The sequence below is a fragment of the Nocardia sp. NPDC059764 genome, assembly GCF_042732555.1.
Taxonomy (GTDB): Bacteria; Actinomycetota; Actinomycetes; order Mycobacteriales; family Mycobacteriaceae; genus Nocardia.
Window position 1 is genome coordinate 17,495 of the sequence record NZ_JBHWHH010000019.1, and the last position, 24,625, is coordinate 42,119.

The window sequence follows — 24,625 nt, forward strand, 5'->3', positions numbered from 1 at the left end:
ATCGATGCCGACGGCATCGGAGCGGAAGAGGCGATTGCGGATGGAATTGACGCCGGAGCAGGCTGATCGGGCCCGGGGCGTGCTGGTGGGGACCGCGGCGGGGGATGCGCTGGGTGCCGGGTACGAGTTCACCCATCCCGGTCCCGACGCGGAGATCCGGATGAAGGGCGGCGGCGCGTTCCGGTGGGCGCCGGGGGAGTGGACCGACGATACCGCCATGGCAGTCGCGGTGGCCCGCGCGGCGGCGGTGGCGGGCGACCTGTGCGGCCCCGAGGGGCTGGACGCGGTGGCCGCCGAATTCGTGGTGTGGTGGGACTCCAAGCCCGCCGATATCGGGAACCAGACGCGGCAGGTGCTCGAGCACCGCGATCGGACCGGCCGGGCCATGCAGCTGCGGGCGCACGATCTGCCGGGGCTCAAGGCGGGCAACGGGTCGCTCATGCGGACCGCCCCGGTCGCCCTCGCCTACCTCGACGATGCCGAGAAGTGCGGCAAGGCAGCCAAACTGGTGAGCTCCCTGACCCACTATGACATGCAGGCCATGCAGGCGTGCAAACTGTGGACCCTCGCCATCCGCCACGCCGTGCTGTTCGGCACCTACGACGGCCTGCGGGAGGCGCTGTCGCAGGTGGACACCGGCTTCTGGGAACCGTTGCTGGACAAGGCCGAGACCGGCGTCCCGGCCGACTTCGCCAAGAACGGCTGGGTGGTGCACGCCCTGCAGACCGCGTGGTGGGCGATCACCCACGCCGAAACCCTTCCGGCCGCATTGGAACTGGCGGTTCGCGCGGGCGGCGACACCGATACCACCGCGGCCATCGCGGGCGGCCTGCTCGGGGCCCGCTGGGGCGTGTCGGCCGTGCCCGCGGAGTGGCGGGAGATCATGCACGGTTACCCCGGCTACCGGGCCGACGATCTGGACACGCTCACCCGGCAGATCGTCGCGCGCTGACGCGGCTCTCAGTCCGGGATGCGGACGACGCCGTCGAGGTAGCGGCGGCAGCGGCCGGTCAGGCGGACCCGGTCGCCCGTCAGCGTGCAGCGCAGGGAGCCGCCGCGGCGGGAGAGCTGGCGGGCGGTGAGGCTGGTGCGGCCCAGTTCGCGGCTCCACAGCGGGGTGAGCTGGGCGTGCGCGGAACCGGTGACGGGGTCTTCGGGAATGCCCTGGCCGGGGGCGAAGACGCGGGAGACGAAGTCCACCTCGGTGCCCTCGGCGGTGAGGATGGCGGCGCGTTTCAGGTCGGGGAAGGCGGCGAAGTTCGGGCGGGATTCGCGCACTTCGTGTTCGGCGGTGACGACCAGCACCACGTCGGTGCCCTCGAACGCGCGCAGCGGCCGCACGCCGAGCGCCTCGGCGAGCCGGTGCGGAAGTTCCTCCTGCGCATCGATTTCCACCGACGCCACCGACGGCAGGTCCAGCACCAGGTCGTCGCGGTCGCGGTCGACGCGCAGCCAGCCGCTGCGGGTGTAGAAGTGCACCCGGTCGGCGCCGGGGTGCATATCGTCGAGGATCTGGGCGGCGGTGGCCATGGTGGCGTGCCCGCACAGGTCGACCTCCACGGTGGGGGTGAACCAGCGCAGGTGGAAGGCGGGCGAGTTGTCCGGCGGCACACCCGCTTCCACGGGTAGCGCGGAAGTGTAGAAGGCGGTCTCGGCGAGGTTGTTCTCCTCGGCCAGCCGCTGCAGCAGCTCGTCGGGCAGCCACGACAGCAGCGGCATGACCGCAGCGGGGTTGCCGGAGAACGGCGCGTCGGCGAATGCGTCGAGCTGATGCAGCAAGACCTCCATGGGGCACAAGGTACCTGCGATTTCGACCGCTGCCCAGGACGGCCGACCACCCGGCGAGCCAAACCATGCGACCAGTTTGGAAACAGCGGAGCGGCGGCTCACCGTGGGGTGCGCCGCCGCTCCGGAACATTGTGCGATTCAGTCGTTTTCGTCCAGGACCGCTGGTGCGTTGTGCGGAGTGTCGCCGAGATACTTGGCGCTGAGCCACCACGCCACCTCGACCAGCACCACGCCGATCGCGCCGCACACCACCGCCGAGGTGGTCAGCGCGACATTGGACGGATCCAGTTTGAAGAAGTGCCGCGTGAACGGCACCGCGAACAGGATCAGGTATCCCGCAACGGAACCCGCGACCAGCAGGATCTTCCACCAGTTCCACGGCCGGGCCACGATGGCCAGCACCCACACCGCGATGATCAGCAGCGTGATCAGCGCGGTCGTGCCGGCCTGCACCTTCGCGGTCTCCCCGGCGTCGGGTCCCCGGTAGGCGATCAGGTAGGAGATGAACGTCATCACGCCGATCACCACGCCGGACGGGATCGCCAAACGCATGACGCGGCCGACGAATCCGGTGCGGGCGCGCTCGTTGTTGGGCGCGAGCGACAGGATGAAGGCCGGGATGCCGATGGTGAACCAGGCGGCGATCGTCACGTGGCGGGGCAGGAACGGGTAGCCGATCGCCTTGTAGTGGAAGATCTGCGACCCGATGCCCGCGATGCCGACCAGGAACGCCAGCACCACCGAGTAGACGGTCTTGGTGAGGAACAGGTTCGAGACCCGCTCAATATTGCCGATCACCCGGCGGCCCTCGGCCACCACGTACGGCAGGGTCGCGAACTTGTTGTCCAGCAGCACGATCTGCGCCACCGAGCGGGTGGCGGGGCTGCCCGAGCCCATGGCGACGCCGATGTCGGCGTCCTTGAGGGCGAGCACGTCGTTGACGCCGTCGCCGGTCATGGCGACGGTGTGCCCGCGCGACTGCAGCGCTCCGACCATGGCGCGCTTCTGATCCGGGCGGACCCGGCCGAAGACGGTCTTCTCGTCGAGCACGTCCGCGAGCTCGTTCTGGTCGGTCGGCAGCGTGCGCGCGTCGACCGGATCGTCGCCGCCGCTCAGCCCGAGCGAGGACGCGACCGCGCCGACCGACACCGCGTTGTCGCCGGAGATGACCTTGGTCGAAACATGCTGCGAGGCGAAGTATTCGAGGGTGCCCTTGGCGTCGGGCCGCACCTTCTGCTCCAGCACCACCAGCGCCGCCGGGGTGACCTGGCCGGGCGCGTCGGGCGCGTCGACCGGGCGGTCGCTGCGGGCCAGCAGCAGCACGCGCAGGCCCTTCGCCCCGATCTCCTGTGCGGTGGCGGCGATCTCGGTGTCCGGGTCCAGCAGCACGTCGGGCGCGCCCATCAGCCAGTTGCCGTGCTCGCCGTAGGACATGCCGCTCCACTTCTTGGCGGAGGAGAACGGCGCGAGACCGGTGGACTGCCAGCCGGGGGCGTCCGGCAGGGCTTCCTTGATGGCGAGGACGGACGCGTTGGGGCGCGGGTCGTCGGCGGCGAGGGCGGCCAGCACGCGGCGCAACTCCTCGGGGGCCTGGCCGTCGTTCGCCGGGTCCACCGCGCGCCCGCTGTCGTCGACCGGCCGGATCTCGGCCAGCCGCATGCCGTTCTCGGTGAGCGTGCCGGTCTTGTCGGCGCACACCACGTCCACCCGGGCCAGGCCCTCGATGGCGGGCAGCTCCTGCACCAGGCACTTGCGCGCGCCGAGCCGGACCACGCCGACGGCGAAGGCGATGGAGGTCATCAGCACCAGGCCCTCGGGCACCATCGGCACCAGGGCGGCGACCATGCCGTTGACCGCGGGCCGCCAGGACTCCTTGGAGGAGAACAGCTGGTTGTAGATGGACAGCAGGCCCGCCGGAATCAGCAGGTAGGTAATGACTTTCAGGATGGTGTCGATACCGCTGCGCAGCTCGGACTTGACCAGGGTGAACTTGCTGGCCTCGTCGGCGAGTTTGGCGGCGTAGGCGTCCTTGCCGACCTTGGTGGCCCGGTACGCGCCGCTGCCGGACACCACGAAGCTGCCCGACATGATCTGCGCGCCACGGGTTTTGTCGATCGGGTCGGCCTCACCGGTGAGCAGTGACTCGTCGACCTCGAGGAGTTCGGTCTCGATCACCTCGCCGTCGACGACGATCTGGTCGCCGGGGCCGAGTTCGATGATGTCGTCGAGCACGACCTCCTGCGGCGTGACCGCGGTGGCCTGCCCGTCGCGGCGCACCACCGGTTTGGCCTGTCCGACGATGGCCAGCTTGTCGAGGGTGTTCTTGGCCCGGATCTCCTGGATGATGCCCACCGCGCTGTTGGCGACGATCAGCAGGCCGAACATGCCGTCGATGATCGATCCGGTGGCCAGCACCAGGATGAACAGCACGCCGAGGATGGCGTTGATCCGGGTGAAGACGTTCGCCCTGACGATCTCCTTGACCGACCGGCTGGCCCGCTCCGGCACGTCATTGGTCAGCCCGTCCCGCCGCCGCTGCGCCACCTCGGCGGAGGTGAGCCCCAGTGCGGGTGGGCTCGGCGGACTCGCTGCCTGCGCGGTGATCGACATGCCGACCAGGCTAGCCCTTCCGAGCTGTTAACCCAGGTGTAGCTGAAATCGACGGTGTCGAAAATGTGCGCTGTGCCAGGTCAAAGGCAAACTCCGACAAATCGGACATCACGAAGGGGGTGGGCGAGGACACGGACAACCGGGGGACAGGGCGGCGCGTGACATCCGGCGTCGTCGAGGTGCGGGGGCGGTGGGACCGTGCGCGGTGGTGGCGGGGTGCGGCGGGATCGCGGCGAAAGGGACTTGTTGCGCACGCTAACGTAATTGAGTGGCCGAAGGACATCAGCATCCGAAGTCCCCCGCCCCGCACCCGGCCGCGGGCGCCGCGACGGTGACGGCCGAGCGCGGGTGGCGTGGCCGGTTCGCGCGGCACGACGGGGAACGGGACACCGGGATCGCTTTCGGGATCGGCGCGTACTTCCTCTGGGGTCTGTTCCCGGCGTTCTTCGGTTTGCTGTCCTTCGCGAGTGCGGGGGAGGTGCTGGCCGAGCGGATCCTGTGGACCCTGGTCGTCGCGCTGCTGGCGCTGCTGGTCGCCGGGCGGCTCGGGGAACTGCGGCGGATCGACGCGCGGACCTGGCGGCTGGCGGCGGTGGCCTCGGCCGCCATCTCGCTGAACTGGGGCACCTATGTGTACGGGGTCATCTCGCATCACGTGGTGGAGTGCGCGCTCGGCTATTTCATCAACCCGCTGGTGACGGTGGCGTTCGGCGTCCTCATCTTCCGCGAGAAGCTGCGCACCCCGCAGTGGGTGGCGCTCGGGCTGGGCGCGACCGCGGTGATCGTGCTGACCGTCGACTACGGGCGGCCGCCGTGGATCGCCTTGATCCTGGCCTGCTCGTTCGCCACCTACGGTCTGGTCAAGAAGGTGATCCGGCTGGACGCGCTGCCCGGGCTGGCGGCGGAGGGGCTGGCGGCCGCACCGTTCGCGTTGATCGCGGTCATCGTCATCGCGCTCACCGGCAACGCGACCTTCGGCTCCTCGGCCGGGCACACCGGACTGCTCATGCTGACCGGTCCGGTGACCCTGGTCCCGCTGGTGCTGTTCGCGCTGGCCGCGCCGCGAGTCCCGTTGTCCACCATGGGAATCCTGCAGTACCTGACGCCCGCGCTCCAGCTGACCTGGGGCGTCGCGGTCGGCCACGAACCGATGCCCGCCTCCCGCTGGGCGGGTTTCGCGCTGATCTGGCTGGCGCTGGCCATCTTCACCGCCGACGCCCTGCGCCGCTCCCGCCGCGCCGCGAAGACCTCCGCCTAGCGCGGAACCGCACACCCCCTCATGCGGTGTGCGGTTCCGGGCGGCCGGGTCAGGGTCGGCGTGCGCCCTGGGCCTTGCCGACGAACTCGTTGGTGTAGGTGGCGTCCAGGTCGATACGGTCCTTGACGGGCGCCACATTGCGGGAGTATTGGCCGAGGATGCGCAGGACGTTCTCCGCGCCTTCGCGTTTCATCAGGCCGTCACCGTTGAACATGCTGATCGAGTCGGTGATGGACTTGACGTACAGCTTCGGATCGCCGCCCGCGTACTGGGCGGGCATCTCGGCGGCGACCTCCTCGGGGGAGTGGGTCGCGAGCCAGCGCAGCGTCTCCACGAACGCGTTCGCGAGCTTCTGCACGATGTCCGGATGCGCCTGCACGGTCTCGCACCGCATGTACAGCGACGCGGCCGGATACAATCCGCCGAGCGCCGCCCGGGTGCCCTGCTCGTTGCGCATGTCCACCAGCACCCGGGCGTCCCCGGAGGAGACCATCTTGGCGACAGTCGGATCGGTGGTCATGCCCGCGTCGATGCCGTCGTGGTTCATGCCCGCGATGAAGGTCTGTCCCGCACCGACTTTCACCCGCGTGTAGTCGGAGGTCCCCAGCCCGGCCTGCCCGGCCAGCGCCTGGGTGAGGAAGTCGGTGGACGAACCCAGCGACGTGATACCCAGATTCCGACCCTTGAAGTCCGCCGGCGACTTGATGGCGGCGGCGTCGTCCTTGGACACCAGCTCCACCTCGCCGGGCACGTCCGCGAACTGCACCACCGTCTTCAGGCACTGGTCCTTGGCCTGCAGGTCGATGGTGTGGTCGTAGAAGCCGACCACGGCCTGCACGTCGCCGGTGAGCAGCGCGGTCTCGGCGTTCGCGCCGGACTGCTCGCCCAGCAGGTGCACGTCGAGGTCGTTGGCCCGGAAGAAGCCGAGCCGTTCGGTCAGCATGGCGGGCAGGTAGATGACCTTCTCCAGGCCGCCCACCATGATGGTGATCTGCGGCCGCCCGTTCGCGGTCGGAATGGTGCGGGAGTCGCGGCAGCCGGTCGCCAGCAGTAGCGAGCTGACGGCGAGCAGGATCACGGCGATATGCTTGCGGTACTTCATGGCTCAGATCCCGTGTCCCGAACCGGCCTGCGACGGACGCCATTTCAGCAGCCGGTTCTCCGCGAGCCCGATCAGCCATTCGGCGATCAGCGCCACCACGGTGATGATGATCATGCCCGCGTAGATGCCCGCCGCGTCGAACGTGCCCTGGGCATTGCTGATCAGCAGGCCCAAACCCTTGCCGGCGCCGGCGTACTCGCCGACCACCGCGCCGATCAGCGCGAAACCGAACGCCGTGTGCAGCGACGACAGGATCCAGGTGGTGGCGCTGGGCAGCACGATCGAGCCCAGCACCTGACGGCGGCTCGCGCCCAGGATGCGGGCATTGTCGATGACATTGCCGTCCACCTCACGCGCGCCGGTGAAGGTCGCGGGACCGGCCCACCCCGACCGCGCCCGCCTCGGCGAGATGGTCAGCACCGATCCCTCCGGCGCCCTGGGCGGCGGCGAGGTCGTGATCCAGGAACAGGGCACCCTCGGCGAATCGGTCCGGGCGAAAGTTCCGGTCCTGCAACCGGATCCGCAGGGCTCGCCGGGCGGGCAGTCGGGTCCCGGCCGGGTCGTGGGCGAGGTGAGCGTCGGCATCTCGACCGCGGCCGTGCACGAACAGCTGCTGCGGGATCTGCGCCGGGCCGGTCTGCTGGTCGGCGGCGCGCTGCTGGCGGGCATTGCCGGATCGGTGTTGCTAGCCCGTCGCTGGCACGGCCTGACCCTCGGTCTCGAACCCGCCGATCTGGCCGACCTCGTTCGCGAGCAGGACGCCGTGCTGCACGGCATCGGCGAGGGCGTGGTCGCCGCCGACGCGAAATCCCGGATCACCGTCGTCAACGACGAGGCCCGCCGCCTGCTCGGCATCGATCCCGCGCCCGGCAGCGGTATCGACTCCATCGGCCTGACTCCCCGTGTCCTGCAAGCCTTCCGCGCCGCCGACGGCACCCCGGTCCAGGCCGCCGTCGGCGACCGCATCGTGGTCGTCACCGCCCGCACCGTCACCCGCGACACCCGCGCCCTCGGCGCGGTCCTGTCCGTCCGCGACCGCACCGACGTCGAATCCCTCACCCGCCAGCTCGACGCCGTCTCCACCATGGGCACGGTCCTGCGCGCCCAGCGCCACGAATTCGCCAACCGCCTCCACCTCCTCAACGGCCTCCTCCACACCGGCCGCCCCGACGAGGCCGCCCGCTACCTCGAGGAGTTGCTGGGATCCGGACCCCTCGGCACCACGTTGCCAGGCATCGACACCATCGGAGACCCCTACCTGCAAGCCTTCCTGGCCGCCAAGGCCGCCCACGCCCGCGAACAGGGCGTCCACCTGCGCCTCGGCCCCAACACCTGGGTCGACGCGAATCTCGCCGCCCCCGTGGACGTCACGACGGTGCTCGGCAATCTCGTCGACAACGCCATCGACGCGGCGGGCAGCGGCCCGGCCCCCGGCCGCGAACCCGTGGTGGAGGTCGAGTTGGTGCGCGACGGCGACACCTTGCACCTCGCGGTGGCCGACAGCGGGGCGGGTGTACCGCCCGAGCTCGCGGATTCGATCTTCGCCGAAGGAGTCTCGACCAAATCCGGAGGCGGACCCGGCGGACGCGGCCTGGGCCTGGCACTCGCGCGCCAGGTGGCGCGCGCCCGCGGCGGCGAGGTACTGCTCGGCGACCCCGGTGGGGTGGGCGACGATTCAGGGGACGAGGAGTCCCGGCTGCGGGGAGCGGAGTTCATCGCCCGCATGCCGGGCGTACTGACCGAGGAGGAGCCGGCGTGGGCCGAGGAGAACTGACCGTCCTGGTGGTCGACGACGACTTCCGGGTCGCCAACCTGCACGCCGGAATCGTCTCCGCGCTGCCCGGATTCGCGGTCGGAGCCACCGTGAACTCGATCGCCGCCGCCCGCGCCGCACTGGCCGAGGACACCTTCGAGCTGGCGCTGGTGGACGTCTACCTGCCCGACGGCTCCGGCGTCGACCTGGTCCGCGAGCTCACCTGCGACGCCATGATGCTCACCGCCGCAACGGAATCGGCCACGGTGCGGGCCGCGCTGTCGGCCGGTGCCCTCGGCTATCTGGTGAAGCCGTTCGATCATGCGGCGCTCGCCACCCGGCTGGCCGGTTACGCGCGCTATCGGCGACTGCTCTCGGGTCCGGAGGTGACCGCCGCGGATGTCGATGCCGCGCTGGCGGCGCTGCGCCCCGCGGCGTCCCCGGCCGGCGTGTCGACCGGCGCGGCGGTGGCCGCCTCGCCGACGAAAGATCTGGTGCTGCAAGCGGTCCGCGACGCCGACGCGGCCATGTCGGCGGCTCAGGTGGCGGCCGCCATCGGCATCTCCCGCGCCACCGCGCAACGCTATCTGGCGAACCTGGTCGGTGCCGGTGACCTGCGAATGCGGCTGCGCTACGGCAGCACCGGCCGCCCGGAACAGGAGTACTCCGCGCCCCGGCGCGCATGACCGTCCGGGCGCGGACGCCGCGTGTGATGGTCGCCACATCGCCCTTGGTGAATTCTCGGGCATCTGGTTAACGTCGAACCAGTGGCGGTGCTCCTGTCGGCCGACTTGTACCGGTCCAGGGTCGGGATCGCCACGAACACAGGAGAATTCCTATCACTATCCAGTTCAACCACACCATTGTCGCGTGCACGGACAGCCGCGTTTCCGCCGAATTCTGGGCGGACATTCTCGGGGTGGAGGTGGGCAAGCAATGGGGACCGTTCATTCCGATCACCGTGTCGAACGGTGTCACCTTCGACTTCGCCGATCTGCCACCGGATTTCGCGGGTGAGCCGCCGACGCAGCACTACGCCTTCCTGGTGTCCGAGGACGAATTCGACTCGGCCTACGAGAAGATCAAGCGGTACGGGCTCACCTACTGGGCCGATCCGCGCAAGCAGGGTGTCAACGAGATCAACCACAATGACGGGGGCCGGGGGATCTATTTCCTCGATCCCTCCGGCCACGCCATGGAATTGATCACCGTCCCCTACGGCGGCTGGCCGCAGGCGGAGTAACCGTCACGGGGCGACCGCGGTGCCCAGGGAGAACGCCACCCAGGGCTTCGGGCCCTGCTGGTAGTACCGATCGATATCGCGGATCTCGAAACCCGCGCCTTCGATCAATCCGGGGATATCGCGGTTGAGATGGCAGCCACCGGCGATCTTCTGCTCGAGGGGGTCCAGCCGGTGCTGCCATTTCCGGACACCCGGATCCGGCGCCAAACCGTGCTCGACGAAATGGAAAGTGCCGCCCGGCACCAATACCCGGCGCACTTCGGCGAGCGCGGCCTCGACATCGGGAATCGTGCACAGCGTCCACGTCGACAGCGCGGAATCGAAACTGTTGTCGGCGAACGGCAGTGCCTGCCCGTCCAGCCCGGCGCGTTCGACCGGAATCGTCGACGCGGCCACTCGTCCGGCGGCCATCCGCCAGCCGAGATCGGCGGGCTCGACCGCGCTCACCGACTTCACGGTCTCCGGATAGAACGGCACATTGCGCCCGGATCCGAAGCCGATCTCGACGACCCGGCCCTGGAGTCCGGCGCAGACCCGCTTGCGTTCGCCGTTCATGTTCTTCGCGCCGCAGCACAGGTCGACCAGCCGGGGCACGACTCGATCCTCGTAGAATCCCACGACACCACTCTCGCAATCGGTTGGCTCGTCCGCCACTCTTTCGGTCCATACGGGCGATTCGGGCGGGCGGTTCAGTGGCCGGGCGGGAAGCGCTGGGTCAGCCAGCCGGTCACGGTGGTCAGCACCTGCGGGTCGATGGTCGTCTCGATCCGGGCGTACTCATCCGGCGTGCCCTTGTCGGCGGGCTGCATCAGGTGATTGAGACCGTCGAACACCATCACGGTCGCGTCCGGATCCGCGGCCAGCAGCGTCCGCGCCGGGCCCTCGTTCTGGGCCGCCGGCACCTGGAGATCCTTGCCGCCGTAGAACGCCAGCACCGGAACCCGCAGCGCCGACAGCGCCGGGGCCGGGTCGTAACAGACCAGGGACGCCATGTACGGCGCCACCAGATCGTCCATGGCCTCCTCGGAGAGCCGCTCGTCCGCGGGGAGCGTGTCATTGTGCTGGCGCACATAGTCCTTGGCGGCCACCAGATCGCCCTTGCACAGCACCGACGACAGCGCCGAGGTGAATCCGACCTGCTTGCCGACCTGCTCCGGCGTCGCCCCCTGCGCGGCCAGGATCAGCCGATTCTGTTCCAGCAGCACCTCGGAACCGGGCACCGCCGGGCCCGCCATCATGATCACGAAGGCGACCCCGCTGTCGGACCGCCGCGCGTACAGCGGTGCGAGATACCCGCCCTCGCTGTGCCCGAGCAGGCCGATCCGCTGGGCGTCGATATCGGAACGGTTGCGCAGGAAGGTCATTCCGGCGGCGATGTCGTCGGTGAGATCGCTGTAGGTCGCGCTGTTCAGCCGCCCGCCGGTCTGCCCGACACCGCGCTTGTCGGTCCGCAACACCGCGTACCCCGCGCGGGTGAGGGTGTCGGCGAGCAGCAGGAACGGCTTGTGGCCCAGCAGTTCCTCATCGCGGTCATTGGCTCCGCTGCCGTTGATGAGCAGCACCGCCGGAAACGGCCCGCCCGACCGCGGCTCGGTCAGCGTCCCCGCGATCGTGATGTCGCCGCTGGGATAACTGACATCCTCGGACTTGTACGGGTACGGCGGTTTCGGTTCCTGCGTGCGCGGCGGCCCCTCGACTTTGCCGTGGGTCAGGGTCAGCGGGAACGACTGCCCGGACTGGGTGAACTGGCCCTTGATGCTGTCCGAGCCCTTGTCGTAGACGCCCTGGAACGACGGCCGGCCCGGGATCTTGGTGATCGTCCAGGTCACGGCATCCGCGCCGGTCCGCACCTCGCTCAACGGCGCGTCCACCACCCCCTGCGCCGGAATGTCGATGGTGGCCGTGCCGTCCGCGGTGAAACTGACCCCCACCGCCAGCGGCTGATCGGGCACCTCGATAGTCCCGCGCCAATCCCCGGTCACCGTGATCGGTGGGGCGCTTTCCTGATGTGACGACGAGCATCCGGTGACCAGCGCGGCGATCACGACCAGCGCCGCCGCAACCATCGACCACGGCTTCCGCATTGCCCCAGCCTACCGATCCAGTGTCGTCACCCGCTGATCTCGATAAGCCCCCGCGCGGATAACGCCGGAGTCACCGCCCGGTCACGCGGAATAACCACTGGGTCAACGGCAATAACTTCCCGGTGTCGTCATTGCCCAGCCCGACTGGTCGCTCGTACCGTGGAATCCGTGAGCAATGACGCTACGGGGCCCGTCGGCCTGCCCACCACGGTGGGCGGTTACGCGGCCGCCGAATTCGGCCAGCTGGTCCGCACGTTCGCCCGCATGGTCGGCGGTCACCCGGGCGCGGGCGGCGCGCTCACGGTGCACCTGCGCGGGGAGCCGCTGGTGCGGATCTGGACCGGCGAAGCCGCGCCGGGCCGGGCCTGGGACGCCGATACCGGGGCCATCGTCTTCTCCGCCACCAAGGGGATCGCGGCCACCGTCATCCACCGGCTCGCCGACCGCGGTCTCATCGACTACGACGCCCCCGTCGCGCATTACTGGCCGGAATTCGCGGCCAACGGCAAGGGTCGAATCACGGTGCGGCAGTTGCTGTCCCATCGCGCCGGGCTGTACGGGCTGCCCGCGATCGCCCGCGGCCTCGACGACGTGCTCGACCACCGGATGATGGAAGACAACCTGGCCGCGGCGAAACCCGATCATCTGCTGGGCGTCCCGACCTATCACGCGCTCACCTTCGGCTGGCTGCTCGCCGGTCTGGCCCGCGCCGTCACCGGGCGCGGTATGGCCGAACTGTTCCGCACCGAGGTCGCCGAACCGCTCGGCGCGGAGGGCATCCATCTGGGCCTGCCGCCGGCCGGATCGCCGACCAGCGCCGCGGTGCTGAGCGGCAACAAGCTGTCGGCGGTCGGCACGAATTACGTCTCGCTGGCGCTGGGTCGCGCGTATTCACTGCCCGGCGCGGTCGGGGCGGCGGCGCGGGCGCTGTTCCTGCCCGGGTTGGATCAACTCCTCGAAGGCGAGAACCCGCCGATCCTGCACACCGAACTGGGCGCGGGCAACGGCGTGTGCACCGCCACCGGACTGGCCACCGTGTACGGGGCGCTCGCCAACGGGGGCATGCACGAGGGCCGCCGGTTCCTGTCGCCGGAGACCATCGCGGCCATGCGGCGTGTCGAGACCTATCATCTCGACCGGGCGCTGTTCTACATCCCGATGATGTGGCACATGGGCTATCACTCGCTGCCGGTGCCGGGGGCGCACGCCGGCTTCGGGCACATCGGATTGGGCGGGTCCTTCGGCTGGGCGGAACCCCGCCTGGGCCTGTCGGTCGGATTCGTCCACAATCGGCTCGGTATCGGGGCCATGAGCCTGGACCAGATCGCGTCGGCATGGGTGCTGCCGCTGGCGGTGCGGGGCGCCAACGCGGCGCGCCGCACCACAACCCTCGCCCGGCCCGCCGCCGCCTGAAACCGAACCGGTCGCGGCCCGAACCTGATCCGCGCGGTGATGGCCGCGGCCGGTTCGCGGTGACCTCCACCACGACACGCGGAAGCCGCCACGCCGTTAGCCCATGTCAGTTTCCTGGGCCGACCCGGCGACACCCCGCGCGCCTTCGAAGGGTGTCGGGCGGTCCGCATAAACTGCCCGTGTGTCAGCCTCGTCGGGATCATTCGTCCATCTCCACAATCACACCGAGTACTCGATGCTCGACGGCGCGGCGAAGATCACGCCCTTGTTCAAAGAGGCGACCCGGCTGGGAATGACCGCCGTCGGCATGTCCGACCACGGCAATATGTACGGCGCCTCGGAGTTCTACAACTCGGCCAAGAAGCAGGGCATCAAGCCCATCATCGGCATCGAGGCCTACATCGCGCCCGAGTCCCGGTTCAACACCAAGCGCGTGCTGTGGGGCGACCCGTCGCAGAAGGGCGACGACGTCTCCGGTTCGGGTTCCTACACCCACATGACCATGGTCGCCGAGAACGCGACCGGTCTGCGCAACCTGTTCAAACTGTCCAGCCTCGCCTCCATCGAAGGCCAGCTGGGCAAGTGGGCGCGGATGGACGCCGACATCATCGCCGAGCACGCCGAGGGCATCATCGCGACCACCGGCTGCCCGTCGGGTGAGGTGCAGACCCGCCTGCGCCTGGGCCATGAGCGCGAAGCCCTCGAGGCCGCCGCCAAATGGCAGGAGATCTTCGGTCCGGAGAACTTCTTCCTCGAGATCATGGACCACGGCCTGTCCATCGAGCGCCGGGTCCGCGAGGGCCTGCTGGACGTCGGCAAGAAGCTGGGCATCCCGCCGCTGGCCACCAACGACTGCCACTACGTGCACGAGCACGACGCGGGCAATCACGAAGCGCTGCTGTGCATTCAGACCGGCAAGACCCTGTCCGACCCCACCCGCTTCAAGTTCGACGGCTCGGGCTACTACCTCAAGTCGGCCGAGGAGATGCGCGCCATCTGGGACGCGGAAGTCCCCGGCGCCTGCGACAACACGGTCCTCATCGGCGAGCGCGTCCAGTCCTACGACGACGTCTGGGCGCACCGCGACCGCATGCCGGTCTTCCCGGTGCCCGAGGGCTACACCCAGGCCACCTGGCTCGAGCACGAGGTGATGAAGGGCCTGGACCGCCGCTTCCCGAGCGGGCCGCCGCACGAGTACATCACCCGCGCCCAGTACGAGCTCGGCGTCATCAACGAAATGGGCTTCCCCGCCTACTTCCTCGTCGTCGGTGACCTCATCACCTACGCCCGCTCGGTCGGCATCAATGTCGGTCCGGGCCGTGGTTCGGCGGCCGGCTCGCTGGTCGCCTACGCCATGGGCATCACGAACATCGACCCGATTCCGCACGGTCTGCTGTTCGAGCGCTTCCTCAATCCGGAGCGCGTGTCCATGCCCGATATCGATATCGACTTCGACGATCGCCGTCGCGGTGAGATGGTCCGCTACGCCACCGAGAAGTGGGGCAGTGATCGTGTCGCCCAGGTGATCACCTTCGGCACGATTAAGACCAAAGCGGCGCTGAAGGACTCGGCCCGTGTCCAGTTCGGCCAGCCCGGCTTCGCGATCGCCGACCAGATCTCGAAGGCGCTGCCGCCGCCGATCATGGCCAAGGACATTCCGCTCTCGGGCATCATGGATCCCGAGCACGAGCGGTACAAGGAAGCCGCCGAGGTTCGTGAACTCATCAATACGAATCCGGACGTCAACAAGATCTATGAAACCGCGCGCGGTCTCGAAGGTCTGATCCGCAACGCCGGTGTGCACGCCTGTGCCGTCATCATGTCCAGCGAGCCGCTGACCGACGCGATCCCGGTGTGGAAACGCGCGCAGGACGGCGCCATCATCACCGGCTGGGACTATCCGTCGTGTGAGGCCATCGGCCTGCTGAAGATGGACTTCCTGGGTCTGCGCAACCTGACGGTCATCGGTGACTGCCTGCAGAACATGAAGGCCAACCGCGGCATCGACCTGGACCTCGATACGCTTCCGCTGGAAGACGCCGCCACCTACGAATTGCTCGCGCGCGGTGACACTCTCGGCGTGTTCCAGCTCGACGGTGGCGCCATGCGAGATCTGCTGCGCCGTATGCAGCCCACCGGCTTCGAGGACATCGTCGCCGTGCTCGCGCTGTATCGCCCCGGCCCGATGGGCATGAACGCGCACAACGACTACGCCGACCGCAAGAACGGGCGGCAAGAGGTCAAGCCGATTCACCCCGAATTGGAAGAGCCGCTGAAGGACATCCTGCGTGATACCTACGGCCTGATCGTGTATCAGGAGCAGATCATGCAGATCGCGCAGAAGGTCGCCGGGTACTCCCTCGGCCGAGCCGACATTCTGCGCCGCGCCATGGGTAAGAAGAAGGCCGAAGTCCTCGAGGCCGAATTCGAGGGCTTCGAGAAGGGCATGCTGGAGAACGGTTTCACCAAGCCCGCCATCAAGGCGCTGTGGGACACGATTCTCCCGTTCGCCGGTTACGCGTTCAACAAGTCGCACGCCGCCGGCTACGGCCTGGTGTCGTTCTGGACCGCGTACCTCAAGGCCAACTATCCCGCCGAGTACATGGCCGGTCTGCTCACCTCCGTCGGTGACGACAAGGACAAGGCCGCCGTCTATCTGGCCGACTGCCGCCGCCTGGGCATCCAGGTGCTGCCGCCCGACGTCAACGAGTCCGAACTCGAATTCGCCTCGGTGGGCAATGACATTCGCTTCGGCATGGGCGCGGTCCGCAATGTCGGCGCGAACGTGGTGGCCTCGATCATCGCGGCGCGCAAGGAGAAGTCGAAGTTCACCGACTTCTCCGACTACCTGAACAAGATCGACGCCATCGCCTGCACCAAGAAGGTCACCGAATCCCTCATCAAGGCAGGTGCTTTCGACTCGCTCGGGCATCCGCGCAAGGGCCTGCTGCTGGTGCACTCCGACGCCATCGACGCCTGCATGTCGACCAAGAAGGCGGAGGCCATCGGCCAGTTCGACCTCTTCGGCGGCCTGGACGAGGGTGACGACTCGATCGCGAGCGTCTTCAATGTGAAGGTCCCCGACGACGAATGGGAGACCAAGCACAAGCTCGCCCTGGAGCGGGAAATGCTGGGCCTCTACGTGTCCGGGCATCCGCTCAACGGCGTCGAGCACGTGCTGACGGCGCAGTCGGACACCAATATCCCGGCCATCCTCGAAGGCGACATCAAAGACGGCTCGCAGGTCACCATCGGCGGCATCTTCGCCAATGTCACCCGCCGCGTGAACAAGAACGGCCTGCCCTGGGCCTCGGCGCAGCTCGAGGACCTGACCGGTGGCATCGAGGTGCTGTTCTTCCCGCAGTCCTACTCGGTCTACGGCATGGACGTCACCGAGGACGCCATCGTGCTGGTGAAGGCCCGCGTCAACGCCCGCGACGACCGGGTCTCGCTGATCGCCAACGACCTTGTGGTGCCGGATCTCTCGTCGATCGGCGTCGACAAGCCGCTGCAGGTCGTCATCCCCACCCGCCTGTGCACCCCCGACAAGATCGGCGAGCTCAAGCGCGTCCTGTCCCGCCACCCCGGCACCGCGGACGTGCACATCAAGCACGTCGGTTCCCGTGACCGCACCACCAAGCTGAAGGTCGCCGACAACCTGCGCGTCTCGCCGTCCTCGGCCCTCATGGGTGACCTCAAGGCCCTGCTCGGCCCGGGCTGCCTCGCCGGCTGACGGTTACCCACCCTTTCCAGCCCTGTGTGCCTCTCGCGTCGGCGAGGGGCACACGAGATTTCACAGCCAGGTCGGGTCGCCGAAAACCGCGCCGCTGTCATCGGTTTCGGGTGACTTGGCGTAGATGTAGGTGTACTGCCGGATCGAGACCGGTCCGGCGCACTGGTTCACGGCGATGTGGTAGTCGCGGACGATGATCTGCACGGTCTTGCCCGGCAGCAGGTCCTTGTCGGCCACGGGAACGTCCTTGACCTCACCAGGGGCCAGATTGACGCTCAACGGCACCTCGACATTGGGGCCGATGATGATCAGTGAGGGATCCACCTGGCTCGCGTTCACGGTGGGGACGTACACCTGGGGGATGACCCCGAGATTGCCGTTGGGCAGGGTGACCGAGCAGCCGACATGGAAGCCGGTCTTGATCTGGCCGCCCGCGATCCCGTCCACGCGCGCGTAGACCGTGCTGGTGGCCAGCGCCTCGCGCGTGGTGCCCACCTGATTCAGCGGTGCGATCCGGTTGATGGTCTCGTCGCGCGCTCCGACGGTGAAGCTGCCGAAGGTGGACTGGTAGGTCCGTTCATGGGGAGTCAGGGTGACGATATCGGCGTGAGCAGGCCGTGCGCAGGTGAGTGCGGCGGCGACGGACAACACGAAAATGCCGAGGTGGGACGTCCGCATGCGAATCACGGTAATTGAGGGCCCCGATGAATGGGCCGACCAACACGGATGAACGTCCAGTTCGAAACAGGGGAACTTCGGAGCGAATCAGCGCCGAATGGAGCCGGCGATCCACCACAGGGCCGCGATCACGGCCGCGCCGAGCACGGCGGCCTGCGCGGACCCGGTGATCAGGGCGAGGGTCAGGGCGACCACCACACCGGCGAACAAGGCTTCCAGCTTGTAGACCGGCCACGCCGTCCCGGCGATATCCACGGCGGCGACGCGCGCGACCACGCGTTCGGTGTTCGTAGGGTGAACCACTGCCATATGGTCAGGGTAGACGTCGAACCAAAGTTCGGGCAACCGAAACTTTCTGTCGGGAACAACACGCGATCCCGGGCCGTTGCTGGTCGTATGCCACTTCACGGAGAGTACGAACCCAGCACGTCCGATTGGGCACGCGAGCAGGCCGAGAAGTACGAGAACTCCGGGGGAGCCACAGGCACCACCTTGCAGGGTGTGCCGGTCATCCTGCTGACCACCCGCGGCAACAAGTCCGGCAAACTCCGCAAGACCCCGCTCATGCGCGTCGAGCACGACGGCGAGTACGCGGTGGTCGCCTCGCTGGGCGGCGCGCCCAAGCATCCGGTCTGGTACTGGAACATCAAGGCCGATCCGCACGTGGAACTGCGCGACCGCGACGTGGTCAAGGACTACGACGCGCGCGAGGTCACCGGCGACGAGAAGGCGGTGTGGTGGAAGCGGGCAGCCGAGGTCTGGCCGGATTACGACGCCTATCAGAAGAAGACGGACCGCGAGATCCCGCTGTTCGTCCTCACGCCGCGCGCCTGACAGGCCGTCCCGATCCCGGAGGCGGCCCCGAAATGGGCGCTGCCTCCACCGGCGCGGATGCGCCCGGCTAGCATGTTCGGGTGTCTGATCCGCTTGCTGTAGCAGAGAAAGTGTCCGGTCCGCTGCCCGAATTGACGGCGGACGAGATCGATGCGGCGGCCAAGCGAATTTCGAACATTATCGAGCCGACGCCGCTGCAGCGGATTCCGCGGCTGTCGGCGCTGACCGGTGCGGAGGTCTACCTCAAGCGTGAGGACCTCACCGCCGTCCGGTCCTACAAGCTGCGCGGCGCCTACAACCTGATGGCGCAGCTCACCGACGACGAGAAGGCCGTCGGCGTGGTCACCGCCAGCGCCGGAAACCACGCCCAGGGCGTGGCTTTCGCGTGCAAGGCGATGGGCGTGCGCGGGCGCATCTACGTGCCGCGCACCACCCCGAAGCAGAAGCGCGACCGGATCCGCGTGCACGGCGCGGAGTTCGTGGAACTCATCGCGGTCGGCGACACCTACGACGCGGCCGCCGCGGCCGCCGCCGACGATGTGGCCCGCACCGGGGCCACCATGGTCCCGCCCTTCGACGATCCGCGCACCGCGGCCGGGCAGGGCACCATCGCCGCCGAATTCCTCGAACAGCTCGGCCGCGCGCCGGATCTGGTGATCGTGCCGGTGGGTGGCGGCGGCTGCCTGGCCGGGGTCGGCACCTATCTGCGCGAGCGGTCGCCGCAGACCGCGATCTTGGGTGTGGAGCCCACGGGCGCGGCGTCCATGACCGCCGCGCTGGTGGCGGGCGGCCCGGTCACGCTGCCCGAGATCGATCCGTTCGTGGACGGCGCGGCCGTGCGCCGTATCGGCGCGGTGCCCTACACCGCGGTGTCGCGCTTCGGCGGCCTGGTTCGTTCGCACGCCTCGCTGCCTTTACTGACCAGCACCGAAACCGAGTCCGGCGCGGGCACTTTCCGCATGATGCACGTGGACGAGGGCGCGATCTGCACGGCTATGCTGGAGCTGTACCAGAACGAGGGCGTGGTGGCCGAGCCGGCGGGCGCGCTGTCGGTGGCGGCGCTGCGCGAGATCGACGTGGCGCCGGGTTCGACGGTGGTGTGCCTGCTGTCGGGCGGCAACAACGACATCTCCCGCTACGGCGAGGTGATCGAGCGCTCGCTGGTGCATCAGGGCCTGAAACACTATTTCCTGGTGGACTTCCCGCAGGAGCCCGGTGCGCTGCGCCGCTTCCTCGACGAGGTGCTCGGTCCCGACGACGACATCACCCTGTTCGAGTACGTCAAGCGCAACAACCGGGAGACCGGGGCCGCACTGGTCGGCATCGAACTGGGCAGCCCGGACTGCCTGGAGCCGCTGATCGCGCGGCTGGAGGCCTCGCCGATCCAGGGTCAGCGGCTGGACCCGAACTCGCCCGCGTACCGGTACCTGACCTGACCCGGTGACCCCGTGTGATCCGACCCCTCGTTCGGATCACACGGGACCGGTTGCCCCCGTGGGGTTTTCAGACTCGCGCATCGTCATGCTCAGCGGCACGCCAGCACGCCGTGGCGGCGGACGCGGCGCCGGCGATCGACCACCAGGTCCCCGATGGTGAGCGGGGGCGTCGGCTGGGGCCTCGCCGGTGGGGACATGGGCTCACGGTGCCACGCCGATCGTGAACGATTCATGATCGATCGCGGCGGAACCCGGCGTGTCAACGGCGCTGGTGCGGGTAGTTATGGGGGCGCGCGCGGGGTTAACGGGCGCGCGGCGGGGCCGCGATTATCCGAGTAGTTCGCACTCGTGGCGCAAACTGCTGCAGCCCGGCGACCAGGACAGCTTCCTGGCCTCCACCGTCGAGGAGCGAAAAGGCTACCGCCCGAACAATATTCGGCGCTGGTGCGAGCGTCGCCCCGGCCCCGTCCCGCCGGAGTTGATCGAGACGGTCGACCTGGTTCCGCTGCCCCGGCATCCGGCGAGCATCGACGAGGGTAGCGGGTCGGCGGAATCCGCCGCCTGATAATGGGCTGCCGGACCGCCGTGACGGCGCTATCCTCCTCGAATCGGCGGGCTCCGGGAGGAGGTGCGCGGACGGTGGACGCAACCGAGCTGGCCGCGGGGTCGGTCTTCGCCGGATACATCATCGAGCGCCGGCTCGGCGCGGGCGGGATGGGCACTGTCTACCTGGCCCGGCACCGGGCGCTGGACATGCCCGTCGCGCTGAAACTGCTCACCCCCATGAAGACCGGCACCGCGGGCACCGCCCAGTTCCGCCGCGAGGCGCAGTTGGTGGCCAATCTGCAACACCCGAACATCGTGGACGTCAAGGACTTCGGCGACGTTGAGGGCACGCTGTGGATGGCCATGCAGTACGTTCCCGGCGGAGACCTGGCCGACCTCATCGAGGCCAACCCCCTCGGCATCGACCCCGACCGCGCGGTCCGCATGGTCCTCGACGTCGCCGCCGCCCTCGACTACGCGCACGCCCACCAGGTCATCCACCGGGACGTCAAGCCCGCCAATATCTTCCGCACCACCGGCACCGCGGGCGCGGACTGGGTCCTGATCGGTGACTTCGGCATCGCCCGCAGCCTCGCCGCCGAGGAAACCCGGACCGCCACCGGCCGCTGGGCCTTCTCCCAGCCCTACGCCCCACCCGAACAGTGCGCGGGCCGCACCGTCGGCCCGCGCGCCGACGTCCACGCCCTGGCCGTCACCCTCTACCAGCTCACCACCGGCCACCTCCCGCGCGAGATCCCGATCCCCGCAACGGATCCGAGCCTCCCCGGCCTGCTCGGCGTGGTGCTGGCCAAGGGCACCGCCTGGCGACCGGCCGACCGGTACCCCGGCTGCGGCGACTTCGCCGCCGCCGCGAAAGCCGCGCTACGCCTGCGCGACTCCGACCGGCCACCCCTGGCGTTCGCCCCGGCCGCCCCCGACCGCGCGGACGTACTCGACACCGCCCCCGCCGAATCGAGCCCGGACCGCCTCGAATCGACGCCGGTGCGACTCGACGACGCCGACATCGCCCGGCTGCCGGCCGCGGATTCGGCGGAGACCGTGGACGCGAGCACCGCCCCGAATGCCCATAGCCCACAGGGCGAGAACGGCACCGGGTCGCCGGGCGAGGACGCCGCTGGGCCGACGGATATCGCAACGGCCGATGCCACCCGCACCCGCGTGAGCGACCCGGCCGACGAGGATCCGGACGAGCCCTGGGACGGCGACGGCGAGACGGCGAACCCCGAAGCGAGCGCACTCGCGTACCGTTCGCACCGATCGGCCTGGTGGCGCATCGCCGCCACCGGAGCGGTCGGCGCGGTGGCGGGCGCCGCGGTGATCGCCGGTGTGCTGCGCTGGGATTCGGACTCGGCCCGCCCCGAAGCCACCGCGCCCCCCGCCGCCATCACCGCCCGCTGCCAGTACACGGCCGCCGTCCCCCAGACCCCCGACCGCCCCGTCATCGTCCCCGCGACCGCGGACGGCGGCCGCCGCTGCGTGCTCTCCATCAAGGACGCCGCCCAGGGCCCGCTGGCCGGCGTCACCACCCTGCAAGCCGCCCTACGGGTCTGCTATCAAGCCGAAATCAACGACCCCGAAGGCATTTACGGTCCCGACACCAAGCGTGCCGTCCTTGTCGCCCAGGACCGTCACACCGTCACCAAGGACGGCGTTTTCGGTCCCCAGACCTCCGCTGCCATGACCTGGCCCACCACCGCCGGGGACGGCACTCCCCGACCGCCCTGCCGCACAGTCGGTATCTGAGCGACACCGACGGGGGTGTCAGCGCACCAGCAGGGCGACCGGGAGGCGGGCGAAGAGTTTCTCGAGGCGGGCGCGGCCGGAGAAGGTATGGCCGGTGAGGCGGTCGGTCCAGTGGCCCTGGGGGAGGTCGAGGACGGTGTCGCCCCAGCCGCCGGCCTCGTCGAGGCGGATGCTGTGGCGGGTGACCGCGACGATGATCTCGGGGATTTCGCCGGTGCGGCCGCGGGCATAGGAGAGCAGGTGGTGTTCGCGGTCGCCGGAGGCGAAGAGGGGGGTGTAGGTGCCGCCGACGAAGCAGTCGGGGCGTTCGCGGCGCAGCCACAGGGCGTAGGCGGCGATCCACATCTTGACCGCGCCGGTGGGGTCGAGATCGGGGGTGCCGGTGAGGGATTGGAGCAGCAGGGAGCGGTGGGTGAAGTCGACCGGGCGGCGGTTGTCGGGGTCGACGAGGGAGTCCTCCCACAGTTCGCAGCCCTGGTAGATGTCGGGGATACCGGGGCCGCACAGCTGCAGCAGCTTCTGGGCCAGGGAGTCGGTCCAGGCGTGGATGGCGAGATCGTTGACGAATTCGCCGAGTTCCGCACCGACCGGTCCGTCGACGACGGCGTCGATCCAGCGGTGCACCGCCGTCTCGAAATCGATATCGGGTTCCTCCCACGAGGATTGGGTGCCCGCCTCGCGGACCGCCTTCTCCGCGAACTGGTGCAGCCGCTCCCGCAGCCCGGGCACGCTCGCGGCGGGCCGTCCGTCGGCGGGCCACACGCCGAACATGTTCTGCAGCAGGAACAGTGTGGTCGCTCCGTCGGGCCCGGGCGCGATCTCCTCCCAGGTGCTCACCGACCGCGCCCAGATGTCGGGCACCTGCGACAGCATGCCGATGCGGGCGCGCACGTCCTCGCCGCGCTTGGTGTCGTGGGTGGACAGCGCGGTCATGGTGGCGGGCCAGCGGGCCGCGCGTTCGGCGTTGGCGAGATGGAATTCGATGGGGGAGCAGCCGAACCGGGCCGGATCGGCGCCCATCTCCTGCAGCGACACCAGCCGGGCGGCGCGGTAGAACATGGTGTCCTCCACCGCTTTCGCGCTGATCGCCCCGCCCACCTGGTGGAAGCGGGTGGCGGCCTCGCCGCCCACGGCGAGCGCGGTCACCAGCACCTGCAGCGGCGCGGTGAGTTCGGCATTGCGGCGGGCCACCTCCGCGACCACCGCGCCGACCATCCCGGCCAGCGGCGCGTAGTCGGTGCGGTACACCGGCATGAACGACAGCACCTCGATGGCGGCGTTGGTGAGCGCCATGGTGTCGAACACGTCGGCGCGGGCGTCGCGTTTGACCGCCGCCACCAGCCGCCGCACCTCCGGCACCAGCATGGTCTCGGCGACGGCGCGGCGAATCCGGTGCTCCTGCTCGATGAACCAGGCCCGGTCGCTGCCGTGCCCGGTGAACTGCCGCGACAGGTCGGTGAGCTGCTTCTCCCCGTCCGGGTCGATGAGCACCCCGCCGATGTCGGCGAGCGCGTCGTAGCCGGTGGTGCCGTCGATGGGCAGGGTGGCGTCGAGGGGCTCACGGTTGGAGAGCACCTTCTCCACCAGCAGCAGTCGCTGCGGCCCGATCAGCCGCCGCAATCGGCGCAGGTATTGCGCGGGTTCGGCCAGCCCGTCGGGATGGTCCACGCGCACACCGTCGATGAGGTCGTGCTCGCACCAGGCGGCCAGTTCGCGGTGGGTGGCCTCGAAGACCGCCGGGTCCTCCTGGCGCAGCGCGGCCAGCCCACCGACGGTGAAGTAGCGCCGGTACCCGCACAGCCCGGCTTTCCAGTTGACCAGCCGATAGTGCTGTTTGTCGTGGATGCGCAGCGCGTTCTCGCCGTCGGTGCCCGGCGCGATGGGGAAGCGCATATCGTGCAGCGCCAGCATGGGTTCGGGCCCGGACCGGTCCACGGTCAGCGCGGCCGGATCGTTCTCCCCGGCCAGCACCGGCAGCGCGATCCGCCCGCCCGCGCCGTTGCCGGAGGTCCAGTCGATGTCGAACCAGGTGGCGTACGGCGAGTCCCTGCCGTCCCGCAGCACCTCCCACCACCACTGGTTCTGCCGCGGATCGGCCACCGACACGTGGTTGGGCACCAGGTCGACGATGAGTCCCATACCGCGGCTGCGCACCTCGTCGGCGAGGGCCTTGAGCCCGGTCGGCCCGCCCAGCCCCGCCGACACCGCGGTCGGGTCGGTGACGTCGTAGCCGTGGGTGGAGCCGCGGGCCGCGCTCATGACGGGTGACAGGTACAGATGCGAAATGCCCAGCTGTTGCAGGTATTCGGCGATACCGCGCGCGTCGGCGAAGGTGAGCGCGTCGGGCCGCAGCTGCAGGCGGTAGGTGCTGCGCACGGGCATC

Annotated in this window: 20 protein-coding genes; 11 read left to right on the forward strand and 9 right to left on the reverse strand. The window is 69.3% G+C overall.

Going from position 1 to position 24,625, the window contains the following annotated elements:
• The first annotated feature begins 40 nt into the window (after nt 1-40).
• On the forward strand, nt 41-952 hold the full coding sequence (locus ACFV4K_RS06430; protein WP_379272567.1) for an ADP-ribosylglycohydrolase family protein: 912 nt from the start codon (nt 41-43) through the stop codon (nt 950-952).
• An 8-nt stretch (nt 953-960) separates the two neighbouring features.
• Here ACFV4K_RS06430 and ACFV4K_RS06435 read toward each other — a convergent pair whose 3' ends face one another.
• A complete protein-coding gene (locus ACFV4K_RS06435) occupies nt 961-1,788 on the reverse strand; it encodes a PhzF family phenazine biosynthesis protein (RefSeq protein WP_357095111.1) in 828 nt (275 codons plus the stop codon).
• A 138-nt stretch (nt 1,789-1,926) separates the two neighbouring features.
• Entirely contained in the window at nt 1,927-4,398 is a 2,472-nt protein-coding gene (locus ACFV4K_RS06440) for an HAD-IC family P-type ATPase (RefSeq protein ID WP_379272569.1), read from the reverse strand.
• Between the two features lie 331 nt (nt 4,399-4,729).
• Here ACFV4K_RS06440 and rarD point away from each other — a divergent pair, with 331 nt between their 5' ends.
• Nucleotides 4,730-5,656, forward strand: coding sequence for an EamA family transporter RarD (gene rarD / locus ACFV4K_RS06445; RefSeq protein WP_379272614.1), 927 nt, complete (start codon nt 4,730-4,732; stop codon nt 5,654-5,656).
• Nucleotides 5,657-5,705: 49 nt separating this feature from the next.
• Here rarD and ACFV4K_RS06450 read toward each other — a convergent pair whose 3' ends face one another.
• The gene (locus ACFV4K_RS06450; RefSeq protein ID WP_379272570.1) at nt 5,706-6,758 is read right to left on the reverse strand and encodes an ABC transporter substrate-binding protein; all 1,053 of its coding nucleotides are present in this window, start codon (nt 6,756-6,758) and stop codon (nt 5,706-5,708) included.
• Between the two features lie 3 nt (nt 6,759-6,761).
• Nucleotides 6,762-7,178, reverse strand: a complete 417-nt coding sequence (locus ACFV4K_RS06455) for an ABC transporter permease (RefSeq protein WP_379272572.1) — start codon at nt 7,176-7,178, stop codon at nt 6,762-6,764.
• On the opposite strand from ACFV4K_RS06455, the gene ACFV4K_RS06460 reads away from it, so the two are divergent.
• The 3 genes from ACFV4K_RS06460 (at nt 7,168) to ACFV4K_RS06470 (ending at nt 9,754) form a co-directional block, all read left to right on the forward strand.
• Nucleotides 7,168-8,532 carry an ATP-binding protein gene (locus tag ACFV4K_RS06460; RefSeq protein ID WP_379272574.1) on the forward strand — a complete coding sequence of 455 codons (1,365 nt, stop codon included), beginning with the start codon at nt 7,168-7,170 and terminating at the stop codon, nt 8,530-8,532. The genes ACFV4K_RS06455 and ACFV4K_RS06460 overlap by 11 nt on opposite strands.
• On the forward strand, nt 8,514-9,197 hold the full coding sequence (locus tag ACFV4K_RS06465; protein WP_379272575.1) for a response regulator: 684 nt from the start codon (nt 8,514-8,516) through the stop codon (nt 9,195-9,197). Before ACFV4K_RS06460 ends, ACFV4K_RS06465 begins: the two co-directional genes overlap by 19 nt.
• A 152-nt stretch (nt 9,198-9,349) precedes the next feature.
• Nucleotides 9,350-9,754, forward strand: coding sequence for a VOC family protein (locus ACFV4K_RS06470; RefSeq protein WP_379272615.1), 405 nt, complete (start codon nt 9,350-9,352; stop codon nt 9,752-9,754).
• A gap of 3 nt (nt 9,755-9,757) precedes the next feature.
• On the opposite strand, the gene ACFV4K_RS06475 is transcribed toward ACFV4K_RS06470, so the two are convergent.
• The gene (locus ACFV4K_RS06475; RefSeq protein ID WP_379272577.1) at nt 9,758-10,372 is read right to left on the reverse strand and encodes a class I SAM-dependent methyltransferase; all 615 of its coding nucleotides are present in this window, start codon (nt 10,370-10,372) and stop codon (nt 9,758-9,760) included.
• Nucleotides 10,373-10,443: 71 nt separating this feature from the next.
• Nucleotides 10,444-11,838: an alpha/beta hydrolase family protein gene (locus tag ACFV4K_RS06480; protein ID WP_379272578.1), complete on the reverse strand. Its 1,395-nt coding sequence runs from the start codon at nt 11,836-11,838 to the stop codon at nt 10,444-10,446.
• Between the two features lie 168 nt (nt 11,839-12,006).
• On the opposite strand from ACFV4K_RS06480, the gene ACFV4K_RS06485 reads away from it, so the two are divergent.
• Nucleotides 12,007-13,251, forward strand: coding sequence for a serine hydrolase domain-containing protein (locus ACFV4K_RS06485; RefSeq protein ID WP_379272579.1), 1,245 nt, complete (start codon nt 12,007-12,009; stop codon nt 13,249-13,251).
• Between the two features lie 181 nt (nt 13,252-13,432).
• On the forward strand, nt 13,433-16,984 hold the full coding sequence (gene dnaE / locus ACFV4K_RS06490) for a DNA polymerase III subunit alpha (RefSeq protein WP_379272580.1): 3,552 nt from the start codon (nt 13,433-13,435) through the stop codon (nt 16,982-16,984).
• Between the two features lie 60 nt (nt 16,985-17,044).
• Here the strand turns inward: dnaE and ACFV4K_RS06495 are convergent, their stop codons facing one another.
• Complete coding sequence (locus tag ACFV4K_RS06495; protein ID WP_379272582.1) at nt 17,045-17,662, reverse strand: MspA family porin; 618 nt, start codon at nt 17,660-17,662, stop codon at nt 17,045-17,047.
• Nucleotides 17,663-17,749: 87 nt separating this feature from the next.
• On the reverse strand, nt 17,750-17,971 hold the full coding sequence (locus tag ACFV4K_RS06500; RefSeq protein WP_379272583.1) for a hypothetical protein: 222 nt from the start codon (nt 17,969-17,971) through the stop codon (nt 17,750-17,752).
• Nucleotides 17,972-18,058: 87 nt separating this feature from the next.
• On the opposite strand from ACFV4K_RS06500, the gene ACFV4K_RS06505 reads away from it, so the two are divergent.
• The 4 genes from ACFV4K_RS06505 (at nt 18,059) to ACFV4K_RS06520 (ending at nt 22,242) form a co-directional block, all read left to right on the forward strand.
• Nucleotides 18,059-18,496, forward strand: a complete 438-nt coding sequence (locus tag ACFV4K_RS06505; RefSeq protein ID WP_357095143.1) for a nitroreductase family deazaflavin-dependent oxidoreductase — start codon at nt 18,059-18,061, stop codon at nt 18,494-18,496.
• A 110-nt stretch (nt 18,497-18,606) separates the two neighbouring features.
• On the forward strand, nt 18,607-19,932 hold the full coding sequence (gene ilvA, locus ACFV4K_RS06510; protein WP_379272616.1) for a threonine ammonia-lyase IlvA: 1,326 nt from the start codon (nt 18,607-18,609) through the stop codon (nt 19,930-19,932).
• Between the two features lie 271 nt (nt 19,933-20,203).
• Nucleotides 20,204-20,497, forward strand: a complete 294-nt coding sequence (locus ACFV4K_RS06515) for a hypothetical protein (protein WP_379272584.1) — start codon at nt 20,204-20,206, stop codon at nt 20,495-20,497.
• Between the two features lie 74 nt (nt 20,498-20,571).
• On the forward strand, nt 20,572-22,242 hold the full coding sequence (locus tag ACFV4K_RS06520; protein WP_379272585.1) for a serine/threonine-protein kinase: 1,671 nt from the start codon (nt 20,572-20,574) through the stop codon (nt 22,240-22,242).
• A gap of 18 nt (nt 22,243-22,260) precedes the next feature.
• Here the strand turns inward: ACFV4K_RS06520 and treY are convergent, their stop codons facing one another.
• On the reverse strand, nt 22,261-24,624 hold the full coding sequence (treY, locus tag ACFV4K_RS06525; RefSeq protein WP_379272618.1) for a malto-oligosyltrehalose synthase: 2,364 nt from the start codon (nt 24,622-24,624) through the stop codon (nt 22,261-22,263).
• Nucleotide 24,625: the final 1 nt, after the last annotated feature.

Bases quoted from the DNA above. Each gene is read 5' to 3' on its own strand.
- ACFV4K_RS06440 (WP_379272569.1), bottom strand. From the start codon at position 4,398: ATGTCGATCACCGCGCAGGCAGCGAGTCCGCCGAGCCCACCCGCACTG.
- ACFV4K_RS06450 (WP_379272570.1), bottom strand. From the start codon at position 6,758: ATGAAGTACCGCAAGCATATCGCCGTGATCCTGCTCGCCGTCAGCTCG.
- ACFV4K_RS06435 (WP_357095111.1), bottom strand. From the start codon at position 1,788: ATGGAGGTCTTGCTGCATCAGCTCGACGCATTCGCCGACGCGCCGTTC.
- ACFV4K_RS06460 (WP_379272574.1), top strand. From the start codon at position 7,168: ATGGTCAGCACCGATCCCTCCGGCGCCCTGGGCGGCGGCGAGGTCGTG.
- ACFV4K_RS06480 (WP_379272578.1), bottom strand. From the start codon at position 11,838: ATGCGGAAGCCGTGGTCGATGGTTGCGGCGGCGCTGGTCGTGATCGCC.
- ACFV4K_RS06430 (WP_379272567.1), top strand. From the start codon at position 41: ATGGAATTGACGCCGGAGCAGGCTGATCGGGCCCGGGGCGTGCTGGTG.
- ACFV4K_RS06500 (WP_379272583.1), bottom strand. From the start codon at position 17,971: ATGGCAGTGGTTCACCCTACGAACACCGAACGCGTGGTCGCGCGCGTC.
- ACFV4K_RS06505 (WP_357095143.1), top strand. From the start codon at position 18,059: ATGCCACTTCACGGAGAGTACGAACCCAGCACGTCCGATTGGGCACGC.
- treY (WP_379272618.1), bottom strand. From the start codon at position 24,624: ATGCCCGTGCGCAGCACCTACCGCCTGCAGCTGCGGCCCGACGCGCTC.
- ACFV4K_RS06495 (WP_379272582.1), bottom strand. From the start codon at position 17,662: ATGCGGACGTCCCACCTCGGCATTTTCGTGTTGTCCGTCGCCGCCGCA.